The sequence below is a fragment of the Aquabacterium olei genome (assembly GCF_003100395.1).
In the GTDB taxonomy this organism is placed as follows: Bacteria; Pseudomonadota; Gammaproteobacteria; order Burkholderiales; family Burkholderiaceae_C; genus Aquabacterium; species Aquabacterium olei.
This window is the reverse complement of the sequence record NZ_CP029210.1, coordinates 3,345,875-3,360,968: the sequence shown is the minus strand read 5'-3', so window position 1 is coordinate 3,360,968 and position 15,094 is coordinate 3,345,875. Positions and strand designations below refer to the sequence as shown.

Annotated in this window: 14 protein-coding genes and 2 tRNA genes; 6 read left to right on the top strand and 10 right to left on the bottom strand. The window is 66.6% G+C overall.

Annotated features, from left to right (window positions below):
- Positions 1 to 35 precede the first annotated feature (35 nt).
- Positions 36 to 112, top strand: a tRNA-Met gene (locus DEH84_RS15115).
- A 78-nt stretch (positions 113 to 190) separates the two neighbouring features.
- On the opposite strand, the gene DEH84_RS15110 is transcribed toward DEH84_RS15115, so the two are convergent.
- A complete protein-coding gene (locus tag DEH84_RS15110) occupies positions 191 to 994 on the bottom strand; it encodes an IclR family transcriptional regulator domain-containing protein (RefSeq protein WP_109038427.1) in 804 nt (267 codons plus the stop codon).
- A gap of 195 nt (positions 995 to 1,189) precedes the next feature.
- Here DEH84_RS15110 and DEH84_RS15105 point away from each other — a divergent pair.
- Positions 1,190 to 1,266, top strand: a tRNA-Met gene (locus DEH84_RS15105).
- A gap of 141 nt (positions 1,267 to 1,407) precedes the next feature.
- Here DEH84_RS15105 and DEH84_RS15100 read toward each other — a convergent pair.
- Positions 1,408 to 2,667: a sugar MFS transporter gene (locus DEH84_RS15100; protein WP_109037595.1), complete on the bottom strand. Its 1,260-nt coding sequence runs from the start codon at positions 2,665 to 2,667 to the stop codon at positions 1,408 to 1,410.
- Positions 2,668 to 2,792: 125 nt separating this feature from the next.
- Here DEH84_RS15100 and DEH84_RS15095 point away from each other — a divergent pair, with 125 nt between their 5' ends.
- Positions 2,793 to 3,776 carry an LLM class flavin-dependent oxidoreductase gene (locus tag DEH84_RS15095; protein ID WP_109037594.1) on the top strand — a complete coding sequence of 328 codons (984 nt, stop codon included), beginning with the start codon at positions 2,793 to 2,795 and terminating at the stop codon, positions 3,774 to 3,776.
- An 87-nt stretch (positions 3,777 to 3,863) separates the two neighbouring features.
- Positions 3,864 to 4,250 (top strand): HU family DNA-binding protein, encoded by a 387-nt coding sequence (locus tag DEH84_RS15090; protein WP_109037593.1) that lies wholly within the window; start codon positions 3,864 to 3,866, stop codon positions 4,248 to 4,250.
- A gap of 72 nt (positions 4,251 to 4,322) precedes the next feature.
- Here DEH84_RS15090 and DEH84_RS15085 read toward each other — a convergent pair whose 3' ends face one another.
- From DEH84_RS15085 to catA, 7 genes are all read right to left on the bottom strand, one after another.
- The gene (locus tag DEH84_RS15085) at positions 4,323 to 5,465 is read right to left on the bottom strand and encodes a porin (protein WP_109037592.1); all 1,143 of its coding nucleotides are present in this window, start codon (positions 5,463 to 5,465) and stop codon (positions 4,323 to 4,325) included.
- Between the two features lie 147 nt (positions 5,466 to 5,612).
- Positions 5,613 to 6,953 (bottom strand): aromatic acid/H+ symport family MFS transporter, encoded by a 1,341-nt coding sequence (locus DEH84_RS15080; RefSeq protein ID WP_109037591.1) that lies wholly within the window; start codon positions 6,951 to 6,953, stop codon positions 5,613 to 5,615.
- Between the two features lie 133 nt (positions 6,954 to 7,086).
- Entirely contained in the window at positions 7,087 to 7,863 is a 777-nt protein-coding gene (locus tag DEH84_RS15075) for a 1,6-dihydroxycyclohexa-2,4-diene-1-carboxylate dehydrogenase (protein ID WP_109037590.1), read from the bottom strand.
- Positions 7,864 to 7,878: 15 nt separating this feature from the next.
- The gene (gene benC, locus DEH84_RS15070) at positions 7,879 to 8,886 is read right to left on the bottom strand and encodes a benzoate 1,2-dioxygenase electron transfer component BenC (RefSeq protein ID WP_109037589.1); all 1,008 of its coding nucleotides are present in this window, start codon (positions 8,884 to 8,886) and stop codon (positions 7,879 to 7,881) included.
- 61 nt (positions 8,887 to 8,947) lie between these two features.
- Complete coding sequence (gene benB, locus DEH84_RS15065; protein WP_109037588.1) at positions 8,948 to 9,436, bottom strand: benzoate 1,2-dioxygenase small subunit; 489 nt, start codon at positions 9,434 to 9,436, stop codon at positions 8,948 to 8,950.
- 8 nt (positions 9,437 to 9,444) lie between these two features.
- A complete protein-coding gene (benA, locus tag DEH84_RS15060) occupies positions 9,445 to 10,815 on the bottom strand; it encodes a benzoate 1,2-dioxygenase large subunit (protein ID WP_109037587.1) in 1,371 nt (456 codons plus the stop codon).
- Positions 10,816 to 10,836: 21 nt separating this feature from the next.
- Entirely contained in the window at positions 10,837 to 11,751 is a 915-nt protein-coding gene (gene catA, locus DEH84_RS15055) for a catechol 1,2-dioxygenase (RefSeq protein ID WP_109037586.1), read from the bottom strand.
- A 145-nt stretch (positions 11,752 to 11,896) separates the two neighbouring features.
- Between catA and DEH84_RS15050 the strand changes: the two genes are divergently transcribed.
- The gene (locus tag DEH84_RS15050) at positions 11,897 to 12,862 is read left to right on the top strand and encodes a LysR family transcriptional regulator (RefSeq protein ID WP_109037585.1); all 966 of its coding nucleotides are present in this window, start codon (positions 11,897 to 11,899) and stop codon (positions 12,860 to 12,862) included.
- A 19-nt stretch (positions 12,863 to 12,881) separates the two neighbouring features.
- Here DEH84_RS15050 and DEH84_RS15045 read toward each other — a convergent pair whose 3' ends face one another.
- Positions 12,882 to 14,057, bottom strand: a complete 1,176-nt coding sequence (locus DEH84_RS15045; protein WP_109037584.1) for a benzoate/H(+) symporter BenE family transporter — start codon at positions 14,055 to 14,057, stop codon at positions 12,882 to 12,884.
- 106 nt (positions 14,058 to 14,163) lie between these two features.
- On the opposite strand from DEH84_RS15045, the gene DEH84_RS15040 reads away from it, so the two are divergent.
- A complete protein-coding gene (locus DEH84_RS15040; RefSeq protein WP_109037583.1) occupies positions 14,164 to 15,078 on the top strand; it encodes a LysR family transcriptional regulator in 915 nt (304 codons plus the stop codon).
- Positions 15,079 to 15,094: the final 16 nt, after the last annotated feature.

Genomic DNA, 15,094 nt, shown 5'->3' with positions numbered 1-15,094 from the left:
CCGCGCTGTCTTCATGTCATAATCTCTTTCTCAGTCGCGGGGTGGAGCAGTCTGGTAGCTCGTTGGGCTCATAACCCAAAGGTCGTTGGTTCAAATCCAGCCCCCGCAACCACATTCAGGGCTCAGGCCCTCGCAAAAAGCCACCCTTGGGTGGCTTTTTTGTTGGCCGCTTCGTTTTGGGGCCTGGCGATCAGAGCAGCGCGCGCAGCTCGCTCTGGGCCTGGCGCAGCAGGGGCAGGCCACGGGCGACGAGGTCGTCCAGGGAACGTCGGGCGGCGCTGGCGCCCAGGTTGACGGCCGCGACGAGTTGGCTGCGGTTGTTGTGCAGCGGCACGGCGAGGGTCCGGAGATCGAGGTCGAGTTCCTGGTCCACCAGCGCGTACCCTTGCTGGCGGGTGCGCTCCAGTTCACGGAGGAGCTGACCTGCGTCCGTGATGGTCCGGCTGGTTCGTGGAAGCAGGCGTTGTCGCTCGATCCACGGGCCCCACTCGGATTCCGGCCGGAAGGCCATCAACACGCGGCCGTTCGCGCTGCAGTACGCGGGAACCCGCGTGGCTGGCTGCAGTCGCGCGGAGGGGGGCAGGCCGCCGCCACAGGCCGCAATCGACAGAACGTCGTCGCCGTCGAGGACGCCAGCGGCACTGGCATCGCCCGTGTGCGCCACCAGCTGGTTCAATCGGGGTTGGATCATGCGGGGCAGGCGCGCGGAGTGCAGGTAGCTCTGGCCGAGGCGCAGCACCCGTGGTGTGAGCGAGAAGCAGCGTCCGTCGTGGTGGGCGTAGCCGATCTGCGTCAGGGTCAGGAGATAGCGCCGGGCGGCCGCGCGGCTCAGTCCGGCCCGGTTCGCCACTTCGGTGATGGTCAGTCGGGGTTTGTCGAGGTCGAAGGCGGAGATGACCGCCAGGCCCTTCTCGAGGCCACCGACCAGGTCGCGGGGATTGAAGGCCGCCGGCGGGGCGGCGGGGGCGAGGAGGAGCGAGGACGAGAGTGACATGTCGAGGAGCGCCGGTGAGCGAAATGGCAGAGCCATTCGCGGTGTTTGCATATCGAACATATGTACGTAATACGTACGCTCGGATTGTGACGGGTGCGCGACAAAGCGGTATAGGGGTTGTCCGAATGTCCCTGGTCCTCAGTGCGCACAATTTCCGTTCATCCCTGTAAACGTGCTACACTTGCATTCTTCAGTCGCGGGGTGGAGCAGTCTGGTAGCTCGTTGGGCTCATAACCCAAAGGTCGTTGGTTCAAATCCGGCCCCCGCAACCAAATCAAAAAAGGCCTTCACGTTCGTGAAGGCCTTTTGCGTTGGGGGCCCGCGTTTCCGTGCGCGCCCGCGATCATCCATCCCGTTGAGCCCCGCGGAGTGCGCCAGGCTCGACGGGGCCGAACAGCACTGCTCACGCAGGATCAGGCGTCGGAAAGCGGCGCGTGTCGGAGCGGCTGTTGGAGAGCGGGGGGCATGGGGCGGTAGCCACGCAGTCCATACCAGCCGATGTACAGGTAGCACACCAGCGGCACGGAGAACGACATCAGGAGGCCGATGCCATCGGCCAGCACCGCCTGGAGCAGGGGCACGATGGCACCGCCGACGATGGCCATGCACAGCAGCCCGGAACCCCGACTCGTGAGTTCACCGAGTCCTTCAAGGGCCAGCGAAAAGATCGTTGGGAACATGATGGAATTGAACACCCCGACGGCGAGCAGCAGCCACATCGCAGCCGGGCCGCCCAGCCCCATCGCAGAGCCGATCAGGATGACGTTGGCGAGTCCTGCCGTCATCAGCACGCGGCTGGCGCGAACCCGCTGCATCAGGGCACTGCCGGCCAGTCGGCCGACCATGGCGGCGCCCCAGTAGAGCGCAAGGTACTGGCCGGCGGCTTCGTGGCTGAGTCCGGCGATCTCCGGATCGCTCATGAGGCTGACCAGCAGGCTGCCGATGCCGACCTCGGCACCCACGTAGGCAAAGATGCCGACGGTCCCGAGTACGAGGTGCCGATGCGCCCACAAGCGGTGGCTGCCTGCCTGAGGCAGCGTGTCGCGGCGGTGGCCGCTGCGCTCGATGACGCGTGCGTCGGGCAGGCGGAATGAGGCCACGATGCCGGCCAGGATGAACAGGGCGGTGGCCAGCAGCAGATAGGGCCCTTGCACGGTCTCGGCCCGGCTTTGCGCTGCGGCATGGTCTGCCGAGGCCAGGATGGTGGCGGCGCCGACCAGCGGCCCGAGTGTGGCGCCCAGCGAGTTGAAGGCCTGGGTCAGGTTCAGTCGCGAGGAGGCTGTCTGTGGCGCGCCCAGCAAGGTCACGTAGGGATTGGCGGCGACCTGAAGCAAGGTGATGCCGCTGGCGAGAACAAACAGCGCACCCAGGAAGAGCGGGTAGGCATGCAGTTCGGCCGCCGGGTAGAACAACAGGCAGCCGATGCCGACCGTGCACAGACCGACGATGAGGCCGCGCTGATAGCCGATGCGCTGCAGCAGGCGGCCGGCGGGCAGCGACACGATGAAGTACGCCACGAAGAAGCAGAACTGCACCAGCATCGCCTGCACGTAGTTGAGCGAGAACAGGGCCTTGAGGTGGGGGATGAGGATGTCGTTCAGCGAGGTGATGAGGCCCCACATGAAGAACAGCGAGGTGAGCACCGCAAGCGGGCCCGTATGGCGGGTGTTCATGGCAGACGAGGCGGGCCCGGCCCGCAAGACAAAACGCCAAGTTTAACGATTCGTTAATTTCGAGGCGAGGGTGGTGCTTAACCCCTGCTGGGTGTGCGTCTGGCGCGCCGCGGCATGATGGGCGCATGTCTTCTTTGTCTGTTCTGGATCTTTCGCCCATCACGCAAGGCAGCGATGCGGCCACCTCGTTTGCGCGCTCGCTCGACCTGGCCCGGCACGCCGAGCAACTGGGTTACCAGCGCTACTGGCTGGCCGAGCACCACGGCATGCCGGGCATTGCCAGTGCGGCCACGGCCGTGCTGATCGGGCACATTGCAGGGGGCACCCGCCACATCCGGGTGGGGGCCGGCGGCATCATGCTGCCCAACCACGCACCGCTGCAGGTGGCCGAGCAGTTCGGGACGCTGGCGGCGTTGCATCCGGGGCGCATCGACCTGGGACTGGGGCGTGCGCCCGGCTCCGACCCGGCCACGGCCCGGGCGCTGAGGCGGCATCTGCAAACCGACCCCGAAGCCTTCGACCGCGACGTGCTGGAGCTGCAGGCCTACTTTGCGGGTCGACGCCCGTTTGGCGTGCGGGCGGTGCCGGGCGAGGGCGCCGACGTGCCGCTCTGGATTCTGGGCTCGAGCCTGTACGGTGCACAGATGGCCGCACGGTTCGGCCTGCCCTATGCGTTTGCGTCGCACTTCGCCCCGGCGCAGATGCTCGACGCCATCGCGCTGTATCGGCGGTTGTTTCAGCCCTCGGCGGTGCTGGCCAAGCCGCGGGTCATGCTGGGCGTGAACGCCTTCGTGGCGGACACGGAGGCGGAGGCGCGCCTGCTGATGACCTCGCTGGAGCAGGCCTTTGTGGCCTTGCGATCCGGGCAGCCCATGCCACTGCCGCCGCCTCAGGCAGGCTTCACCGACAGCCTTCCGCCGTCTGCGCGGCACACGCTGGAGGACGTGCTCGCGTGCAGCGTGGTCGGGACGCCGGATCAGGCCGCAAGCCAGCTGCGCGCGCTGGCTGAGCGCACCGGGGCCGATGAGTTCATGGTGACCGCGCAGATCTTCGACCACGAAGCGCGCTGCCGCTCGTTCGCGCTGCTGATGCAGGCGTGGACGGCCTGACGGGGCCTTTCCCTCGGCAAAAGACCCTGCTGAATACGGCACAATAGACCGCCCGGTTTGTGCGGGTGCCATTCATCAAACGTCACAATGAACAAGACCGATCTGATCCAACGTCTGGCCGACCAGCACGAGCTGTCGAAGGCTGAAGCCGGCCGCATCCTGGAGACCCTGCTCGACACCGTGGTCGGTGCCGTCAAGAAGGGTGAAGCTGTCACGATCCCGGGTTTCGGTTCGTTCAAGCAGCATGCCCGCCCCGCCCGCAACGGCGTGAACCCCAGCACCGGCGCGAAGATCAAGATCGCTGCCGCCAAGCTGCCGAAGTTCACCCCGGGTGCCTCGTTCAAGGCTGCCGTGGACCCGAAGGCCGCCGCCCGCAAGGCTGGCGCCAAGGCCGAAGCCAAGCCGGCCGCCAAGAAGGCCGTCGCCAAGAAGGCTGCGGCCAAGCCGGCAGCCAAGAAGGCCGCCAAGAAGTAAGACGCTCTGCGCCTGAATGGCAAAACGGCTCCCCGCGGGGAGCCGTTTTGCTTGAGGGCCTGCCGGTGTGGATCAGAAGCGGTGGAGGATGCCGAGCTGCATGGCCTTCAGGCGCTGGCCATTGACGTCGGCAGCCTCGAAGTTGGGCAGCACGGCGGCCGAACCGGACAGCACGAAGCCGCCGTTGCGGTCGTTGCTCAACACCTCGCCCATCGCGTACAGCGTGGTCCGCTTCGACAGGTCATAGAACGCCCCGAGCGACGCGCCGGTGGCCCCTTCCTTGGCGTTCGATGTGTCGTAGATGCGGCCGACCATGCCACCCACGCGCAGCGCGCTGGAGACACGGTAGTCGGCCGAGAGCTGCACGACGTTGTGGAAACGGTTTGCGTCGGTTGCGGTGCCGGCGGCCCCGGATACCAGCGTGCCCGTGGCGCCCAGCAGCAGTCCGGCATTGTTGCCCTGGAGCGGGCCGCTGGCCGAGTCGGTGGTGGCGTTGCTGCGGATCACCGATGCGTACACCTTGCCCTGCCCGTAGTCGTAGTTGGCATACAGGTTGTCGAACACGATGGTGCGGCCCACAGCCGAGTTGGCTGCCGGTCGGGCACGCACGCCGGTGTAGCCTGCGCGCACCGGGCCGTTGGCGTAGTCGACGGCGAACTGCCACACAGCCTTGCTGGAGGGGCTGCCGGTGCTTTGTTCGCCGGGCGCGAAGTGGGCCTCGAACACAAAGCCGCTCACGCGTGGCGAGATGTACGTCAGGTCGTTGTCGTAACGCGCGGTGAGGGCGTACCAGTTGGCCAGGGAGCCCAGCGTGCGGCCGCTGTAATCGACGTCGGCGCTGCGGACGAAGGCAACCGAGTTCTGCCGACCGGCGCGGAATTCGCCGTAAGGCGTGGCCAGCCCGACCCACGCCTGGCGGTCGAAGAAGCGGGTGCTGTCGTTCTGCTTGCCGGAGTCGGCATACAGACCGTGCTCGAGGTTGAACTTCACGGCCAGGCCACCACCGAGGTCTTCGGTGCCGCGAAAGCCCAGGCGGCTGCGCATCAGGGCGCCGTCGTTCAGCGAAGTCAGGCTCTTGCCCGAGCTGCTCTTCATGTAGTTGAGGTACTGGTCCAGCGTGCCGTACAGCGTCACGTTGCTGGTCTGCGCTTGGGTGGCTGCGGCGCTCAGGGCCAGGGCCGCGGTCAAGACGGTGCGAGAGAAGGGCTTGTTCATGGGGTGTCTCCTGGTGTGGGGCGCAGGCGCGCCCTGCCGGGTGCAGCGGGTGACCCGGATCGGTGTGGTGAGGGGAACGGGGGGCGACCCTCTTGGGGTTGCCCGGGCGCCGGGGGAGCGTCATCGCCCCCGCACGGCGCAGGCCGATCAGGCGGCCGAGGTGACGAGCTTGGGCTCGCTGGCGCGGCGCGTCTGCTGGCGCAGCGCGAACACGATCATCGCGACGGTGGCGACGGCGCCGGGGATGGCGAAGGCCAGGAAGTTGGCCTGCAGCGGCAGCTCGGCGGCCATGAGGGCCCCGCCCAGGATCGGGCCGACGATGGCGCCATTGCGGCCGATGCCCGACGCCCAGCCGAGACCGGTGGACCGGATGCTCATCTCGTAGAACTGCGCGCCCAGTGCATACAGCAGGATCTGCGTGCCGATGGTGGTGGCGCCGGCAATGGCGATCAGGATGTAGAGCAGTTCGGTCGAGCTCTTGTAGCCCAGCAGGCTGATGGAGGTGGCGGCGATGGCGAAGAACACGGCCAGCACGCGTGGCATGTTCATCTTGTCGCTCAGCCAGCCGCCGCCGATTGCGCCGAAGATGGCACCGAGGTTGAGGACCAGCAGGAAGCTCAGCGAGGAGCCGAGACCGTAGCCGGCCTTGGTCATCAGCTTGGGCAGCCAGGAGGCGAGCGCGTAGACCATCAGCAGGCAGCAGAAGAAGGCGACCCACAGCATCAGCGTCTGCAGGGCACGGCCGTCACCGAAGAGCTGCAGCACGTTTCCACCCTTCGCCTTGCCGGCCGGGGCTGCGAGCTGGTCGCCGGCCTTCATCCTGAAAGTCGGCTCGACGCGCGACAGCACGGCGGCGGCTTCTTCCGTGCGGCCTTCCTTGACCATGAAGCCGACCGACTCGGGCAGGAACTTCATGATGAGCGGCAGCAGCAGCAGGGGCAGCCCGGCGACGTAGAAGACCGACTGCCAGCCATAGCTGGGCAGCAGCACCATGCCGAGGCCGGCCGACAGCATGCCGCCGACCGAGTAGCCACTGAACATGATGGCCACCAGCGTGCTGCGGATCTTCTGCGGTGCGTACTCGCTCATCAGCGCGACCACGTTGGGCATGACGCCGCCGATGCCGAGACCGGCAATGAAGCGACAGATGCCGAATTCGGTCGGGTTGGTGGTGAAGCCGTTCAGCATGGTGAAGCCGCTGAAGAGGATCACGCAGATCGTGATGGCCTTCTTGCGGCCGATGCGGTCGGACAGGGGGCCGAAGATCAACGCACCGGCCATCATGCCGAAGAGCGCGTAGCTGCCCAGCGCACCGGCCTGCAGCGGGGTGAGATTCCACTCCTTCATCAGCATGGGCAGGGCCACGCCATAGATGACGAGGTCGTAGCCGTCGAAGATGATGATGAGGGCGCACCAGAAGAGCACCGTCCAGTGAAAGCGGTTGAACCGCGCCTGGTCGATGACCTTGGATACATCGATGTTGTTCATTTTGTCTCCACCATGAGGGGTAGGGGGTTGCTCGAGGGCGCCAGGCGCGGGGAGGACCACGCCTGGCAGAGGGGAAAGAGCGGGTGGCTCGTGGACCGAGCCTGTGGTTCTTGTGAGCGATGTGGGGCTGGGTTCAGCCCATGTCGCCACCACCGATCGGCAGCACGACGCCGGTGATGTACGAGGCCTCATCCGAGGCGAGGAAGAGAATGGCGCCGACCTGTTCGTCGATCGTGCCGTAGCGCTTCATCAGGCTCGACGACTTGGTCTGGTCGACGATTTGCTGATACCAGACCTTCTCCTGCTCGGTCTGTTCGGCCGTGTTGCGCGGGATGCGGCGCGGCGGGGCTTCGGTGCCGCCGGGGGCGGTGGCGTTCACACGCACACCGCGCTCGGCGGTTTCGAAAGCCAGGCAGGCCGTGAGTGCGTTGACGCCGCCCTTGGCTGCGCCATAGGGCACGCGGTTGACGCCGCGCGTGGCGATCGACGAGACGTTGACGATGGCGCCCCGGCCCTGCTCGAGCATGATCGGCAGCGCCGCGTGGCAGCACCACAGCGTCGGGAACAGCGAACGGCGCACTTCGGCTTCGATCTCGTGTTCGGCGTAGTGCTCGAAGGGCTTGGCCCAGATCGTGCCGCCGACGTTGTTGACGAGGATGTCGATGCGACCGAAGTGGCGCACGGCCTCGGCCATCACGCGCTCGCAATCGGCGTTGCGTTCGAGGTCGGCGGTGAGGGTGAGGATGCGGTCGGCCGCGCCGGGCAGCTCGCGCAGCTCGTGCACGATCTCGGCACGGTCGACGGCCACGATGCGGCCGCCTTCAGCCAGCATGCGCTCGACCACGCCGCGGCCGATGCCCTGTGCCGAGCCGGTGACGACGGCCACCTTGCCTTGGAAGCGGGGTGTCATGGTGGGGCTCCCGGATCAGGCGCTGGCCGCGAACTTCTCGTAATAGAAGTTGGCCGGCTGGATGCCGCGTTCGCGGATGAAGTGGCTCACGGCTTCGACCATCGGAGGCGGGCCGCACAGGTAGATGTCGACCTCGCCTTCGTTGAGGTGCTTGGGCTCGATGTGCTGGGTGACGTAGCCCTTGTGGGGATACGGGCTGTCGGCATTCGCCACGCACGCGGTGAACGTGAAATTGGGGATGCGGGCAGCAAAGGCTTCGAGCTTGTCCATCTCGACCAGGTCGGCGTCGTGGGTCACGCCGTAGATCAGGTGCAGCGGGTGGGCGCTGCCTTCGTCGGCGATCTTCTCGAGCATGGCGGTGAAGGGCGCCAGGCCGGTGCCGCCGGCCAGCAGCAGCAGCGGGCGCTTGATCTCGCGCAGGTAGAAGCTGCCCAGCGGGCCAGCCAGGGACATGGCATCGCCCTGCCTGGCCAGGCTGGTGAGGAAGGAGCTCATCAGCCCGCCCGGCACGTTGCGGATCAGGAAGGAGACCTCGCCGTTGCGCGGCAGCGAGCTGAAGGAGTAGGCGCGGGTCTGGTCGCTGCCGGGCACCTTCAGGTTGACGTACTGGCCGGGCAGGAAGGCCAGCTTGTTGAGCGCGTCACCCTGCAGGCTCAGCGAGATGGTGCTGGGCGAGAGCTGGCGCACTTCCTTGATGGCGGCGTTGAACTCGGCCTGCTGCGTGCGGCACACCGCCGACGAGGCGGGCACGCGCACCACGCAGTCGCTCTGGGCGCGCATCTGGCAGGTCAGCACGTAGCCTTGCTTGGCTTCGTCGTCGCTGAGGGCGTCGTCGATGTACTCGCCCATCGTGTACTGGCCCGATTCGGCAAAGCACTTGCAGGTGCCGCAGGCGCCGTCACGGCAATCGAGGGGGATGTTCACGCCCTGGCGGTAGGCCGCATCGGCGACCGTCTCGGTGGCGTTGGCTTCGATGAAACGGGTGAGACCGTCTTCGAACTGGAGGGCAATCTGGTGAGGCATGAGGGGGACCTCCGTGATGAGTGAGGCCCCTGGCGCGCGGTGCACGGCAGGGGCAGCAGACTCAGATGTGGTAGACGTCGACGACGTGGCGGATGTAGTCGTTCTTCAGCACGACCACCTTGCGCTTGATCAGCGGCTGGCCGCTGGTCAGGTCGATCGTGTAGTGCGAGGTGCCGAAGTAGCTGTCCGTGGTGTGGTAGCGGTAGCTCAGGGTGTGCCAGTTGAAGCGCACCTCGAGTTGCTCGCCCTGCTGGGACACGATCTCCACGTTGTGGAGGTTGTGGCCGGTGCGGGGCTCGGGCGTGCTGGCCGCCGAGCGCTCGGTCTTGATGCGGAAGACACGGTCTTCCAGGCCGCCGCGGTTCGCGTAGTAGATCAGCGAGATCTCGGACTGCGGGTCACGCGTCAGCTCGCCGTCGTCGTCCCACGAGGGCATCCAGAACTCGGCCTGGGGGTGGTAGCAGGTGAGCCACTCGTCCCACTGCTTGTCGTCCAGCAGACGGGCTTCGCGGTACAGAAAGGCCTGGACTTGTTCGATGGTCATGCTCATGGTGGGCCTCACGCTTTCTTGGCTTGTTCGGCTTCCGCCGCGATGGCACGCTGCATGGTCTCCATCCAGTAGCGGTGCTGCTCGGTGTAGAGGCCTTCGTCTTCGGTCTTCACGCCGCTGAGCAGCGGCTTGAGGTCGATCTGCTGGGCTGCTGCATCGGGGCCGTGAACCCAGTGCGTGGCGCCGCGGCACATGTCGTTCCACTCCAGCGCGATGCCGGCGTAGCCCTGCTGGCACGCGCGGAACTCTTCCAGGTCGTCCGGCGTGGCCATGCCGGTGGCGTTGAAGAAGTCTTCGTACTGGCGGATGCGGCGGGCGCGGGCCTCGGGGGCTTCACCCTTGGGCGCGATGCAGTAGATGGTGACTTCCGTCTTGTCGACCGAGATGGGGCGCAGCACGCGGATCTGCGAGCTGAACTGGTCCATCAGATAGACGTTGGGATACAGACACAGGTTGCGCGAGTGGTTGATCATCCAGTCGGCACGGGCTTCGCCGCAGCGCTGCACCAGCTCGTCACGCACCTTGAAGTTGGGGCGGTCTTCGGGGTTGGCCCACTTCGTCCACAGCAGCATGTGGCCGTTCTCGAACGAGTAGAAGCCGCCACCGTTCTTGGCCCAGCTGCCTGCGTCCATCGCCTTGATGGTGTCGCCGGCTTCGGACTGCTTGCGGTGGTTGGTGGTGGCCGCGTAGTTCCAGTGCACCGAGGTGACGTGGTAGCCGTCGGCGCCGTTCTCGGCCTGGATCTTCCAGTTGGCATCGAACGTGTAGGTCGACGAGCCGCGCAGCACTTCCAGGCCTTCCGGCGACTGGTCCACGATCATGTCGATGATCTTGGTCGACTCGCCGAGGAACTCGGTCAGCGGGGCCACGTCCGGGTTCAGGCTGCCGAACAGGAAACCGCGGTAGCTCTCGAAACGCGCCACCTTCTTCAGATCGTGGCTGCAGTCCTTGTTGAAGGACTCCGGATAGCCGGCGTCGGTGCCGTCCTTGACCTTCAGCAGCTTGCCGCTGTTGTTGAACGTCCAGCCGTGGAAGGTGCAGGTGAAGTTGGCCTTGTTGCCCTTCTTCAGGCGGGCCAGGGTGGCGCCACGGTGCGAACAGGCGTTGATGATGGCGTTGAGCTCACCGGCCTTGTTGCGCGTGATCATGATCGGCTGGCGGCCGATGTAGGTCGTGAGGTAGTCGTTCGGGTTCGGGATCTGGCTTTCGTGGGCCAGGTAGATCCAGTTGCCCTCGAAGATGTGTTTCATCTCGAGGTCGAACAGTTCCTGGTCGGTGAACGCGCTGCGGTGCAGTTTGTAGACGTGCTGGTCCTTGTCCTCGACCAGCATGCCGTCGAGGCGCTCGCGAACCGCGTCCAGCGGGGTGGGGTTGCTCATGGTGGGCTCCGGTCGAAGGGATCAGGCGGCAGCGCGGGGACGGGCGAAGTCGGTGGCCGGCACGGCGGCGGCTTCGGCGTGCACCGTGAAGTCGAAGTCGATCTGCAGGAAGGGGCCGGTCAGGTCGTACTTGGCGGCCGCAGCGGCGTCGTCCACCTTCTTGACGGCAGGCACCAGGCCTTCACGCGTGCCGAAGGCGAAGTCGTCCCACAGGTGCGGGTCGTTCTCGATGTTGATCTGCGTGGTCAGCTTGCGGCAGCCCGGCGCGGTCACGAAGAAGTGGATGTGGGCCGGGCGATGGCCATGGCGGCCCAGGGCCTGCAGCAGGCGGTCGGTCGAGCCACCGGGGGGGCAGCTGTAGCCGACCGGCAGGATGCTGCGGAAGGTGTAGCGGCCTTCGGCATCGGTGATGATGGTGCGGCGCAGGTTGAAGTCGCTCTGCGTCTTGTCGAAGTACGAGTAGTTGCCCAGGTGGTTGGCGTGCCAGACCTCGACCTTGGCACCGGCCACGGGCTTGCCGTCGGCGGTGCGCACCACGCCCTGCATGATCACGGTCTCGCCAGGGGTGGCGCCGTCATCCAGGCGGGCAAAGCCCTGGGCCACCGGGGCGCCGGCCACGTACAGCGGGCCTTCGATGGTGCGGGGGGTGCCGCCGACCAGACCGGCCTTGGCTTCGGCCTCGTCCATGCGCAGGTCCAGGAAGTGCTCGATGCCGATGCCCGGGGCGATCAGACCCAGTTCGCCGTTGCGGCCGGCCTCGCTCAGGAAGTTCAGGCCCGCCCAGAACTCCTCGGGCTGGATGTCCAGTTCGTCGATCTGGATCATCAGGTCACGGATCATGCGCGTCACGATGGTCTTGACGCGGGCGTTGCCGGGGCCGGTGACGCCGGTGGTGCTGATGCGTTCGATGAGGGCGTCGATGGTCTTCTTGTCCATGATGGTCTCCTGAAGGACGGCGGGGGGTGAGGATTCAGTCCGGATTTCCGATGTGAAACCGACTGCAAGTGGCGCGATCTTAGGAAGAGACCTTGTCGGGTGTCCAAGATGGTTTTAGACTCGTTCCATATCCGAAAGGTATGGAATGGAATTGCGCCATCTTCGGTACTTTGTCGCTGTCGCGGATGAGCAGAACTTCACGCGCGCGGCCGAAAAACTGCACATCTCCCAGCCGCCGCTGAGCCGGCAGATTCAGGATCTGGAGGACGAGTTGGGCTTGCCGCTGTTCGAGCGGGGCTCCAGGCCGCTGAAGCTCACCGAGGCCGGCCGGTTCTTCTACACGCACGCGACCCGGATGCTGGAGCAGGCGCGCGAGGCGATCCAGACCACGCGGCGCGTGGCGCACGCAGACAAACGCCTGGTGATCGGCTTTGTTTCGTCGACGATTTACGGGGCCTTGCCGCGGCTGGTGCGGCTCTTCCGGGCCGAGCGGCCGGGTACCGAGGTGTCGCTGGTCGAAATGTCGACGGTGGACCAGATCGATGCCCTGAAGGCGGGGCGGATCGATGTGGGCTACGGGCGGATCCGGCTGGAGGATCCGGCCATCAAGCGCGAGGTGCTGCGTGAGGAACAGCTCGTGCTTGCGATACCTTGCGGGCATGAGCTGGCCAAAATCGGCGAACCTGTCAGTCTTGCACAGGCAGCTCGTTTTCCCAATCTCGTTTACCCTAGGAAGCCGCGCCCCAGCTTCGCGGACCACGTTTTGTCCATGTTTCGCGACCGAGGTGTCGAGCCGGTGGCGGTGCACGAAGTTCAGGAAATCCAGACTGCGCTGGGCCTGGTCGCCTCCGGCATGGGGCTGTGCGTGGTGCCGACCGGCGTGCAGCGACTCCGGCCGGACGAGGTGATCTACCGGCCGTTTTCCGAGCCGGGCATGGTCTCGCCCATCATCATGAACACCCGCCTGCATGACCAGTCCGATGACATCCTGCTGCTGCGCAGGCTGATCGATGACATCTACCGGGCGCAAGCCGAAGAGCGGCGCCGTGCGGAAGAGCTGGCCCTCCAGGCACGCCTCGGCATCGAGGGCGACCCGGCTGCCTTGATCTGAGCGTCGGGCTGCTGCGGCGTCAGGCCGGTTTGGGCTGGGTGCGCCGGTGGTTCACCCAGCAGGCGAGCGAACCCAGCACCACGCCCCAGAACGCCGAGCCCAGGCCCAGAAAGCTCACACCGGATGCGGTGGCCAGAAAGGTGAGGATGGCCGCTTCCCGGTGGGGTTCGTCGGTGACGGCGCCCAGCACGTTGCTGGTGATGGCGCCGGTGAGGGCCAACCCCGCCAGCACCGCAACGAAGGGCCCCGGCAGCACCGCAAACAGCCAGACGATGAGGCCGCCGAAGGTGCCGCCGATCAGGTAGAACAGGCCGTTGGCCAGGCCGGCCACGTAGCGGCGCCGCGGATCTTCGTGCGCATCGCGCCCGGTGCACAGCGCGGCCGTGATGGCAGCCAGCACGGTGGTGATGCCGCCGAAGAACGCGGTGAAGACCGACACGGCGCTGGTGGCTGCAATGATGGGCCGGGCATCGAGCCGGTAACCCGCCGCGTGCAGGATGGCCATGCCGGGCATGAACTGGCCGGACAGACTCACCAGCACGAGCGGAATCGCCAGACTGAAAGTGGCCGACCACGACCAGGCGGGCGTGGTGAACACCGGCAGCGTGGGCCGCAGATCGAGCGTCGGCCAGGGCGCGTGGGGCTGCAGCACCGTGAGTGCCAGGCCCAGCGCCAGCACCAGCACCATGTGATAGCGCGGCCAGTGCCGCTTGAACACGAGGTAGCCGATCACCATGGCGGCCGTCAGCAGGGGCAGCGCCTCCATGGACTTGAAGGCGCGCAGCCCGAACTGGAAGAGGATGCCGGCCATCATCCCGTAGGCCACCCCCTTGGGGATCAGGCGCATCAGGCGGTCGAACATGCCGGTGATGCCGATCAGCCCGGTCAGCACGGCGGCAATCAGGTAGGCGCCCACCACCTCGTCGAGCGGCATGGCGGGAAACAGCGTGACCAGCAACGCCGTGCCGGGCGCCGACCACGCCGTGATGACCGGCGCCTTGAACCACCAGCTCAACGCGATGCCCGAGACCGCGGCGCCGATCGAGATGGCCCAGACCCACGAGGCGACGATGTCGGGCGGCACCATGCCGACCTGTGCCGCCTGAAAGAGGATGAGCAACGGGCCGGCGTAGGACACCAGCACGGCGAGAAAGCCCGCAGCGAGGGCGGAGAAGGACCAGTCTTTGCGGAGCATGGGTGCACGTCACAGGTGATCGCGCGATTCTCCGGGTCGGGCCGGCTTGATCAAGCCGCCGGTGGTGAGCACACTGTTTACCTGACGCAAACAATCCAAAAAAGGCATGGACCGATTTCAGGCAATGCAGCTGTTCGTGCGCATCGTGAACCTGGGCAGCTTCACGAAGGCCGCCGCCGAGCTCGACATCCCCCGCGCGACGGCCACGCAGACCATCAAGCAACTCGAAGCGCGCCTGGGCGTGCGCCTGCTGGCCCGCACGACCCGGCATGTGGCCGCCACCGAAGAGGGCGTGGCGTATCACCAGCGCTGCACGGCCATCCTGGCCGACCTCGAACGTGCGGAGCACGCCTTCACCGAGTCGGCGCTCAAGCCTCAGGGAAAGCTGCGCATCGACCTGTCGGGCACCTTGTGGCGGCACGTGCTGGCCCCGATGCTGCCCGAGTTCTGCGAGCGGCATCCCCGCATCACGGTCGATGTGAGCGTGCAGGACCGCCGCGTCGACCTGGTGAAGGAGGGCGTGGACTGCGCCCTGCGCATCGGCACCCTGCAGGACTCGTCGCTGGTGGGGCGGCGGCTGACCGACCTACCGCAGCTGACGTGTGCCAGCGCCGGCTATGTCGCACGGCATGGTCGACCTGGCTCACCCGATGAGCTGGCGGCACACCGCATGGTGGCCTATGTGTCGGCCAGTTCAGGCAAGGCCCTGCCGCTCGAGTTCCAGGTCGAGGGGCGGCTGGCGTCGCTCACCCTGGCTTCGACCGTGGCGGTGCGCAACGGTGACGCCTATGTGGCCGCCGGCGAAGCGGGGTTCGGGCTGATCCAGGTGCCGTACTACCACGTGCAGCGGCAGCTCGAGGCCGGCACGCTGGTCGAGCTGCTGCCGCGGTTCCGCCCGCCCAGCCTGCCGCTGTCGGTGCTGTATCCGGCCCAGCGCCATCTGCCCCTGCGGGTGCGGGTGTTTGTCGACTGGCTGTCGGCTCGCATGGCAGTGACACCGGGTGCCTCCACCTGCACGTGATGAGGCCCCCCTGCCC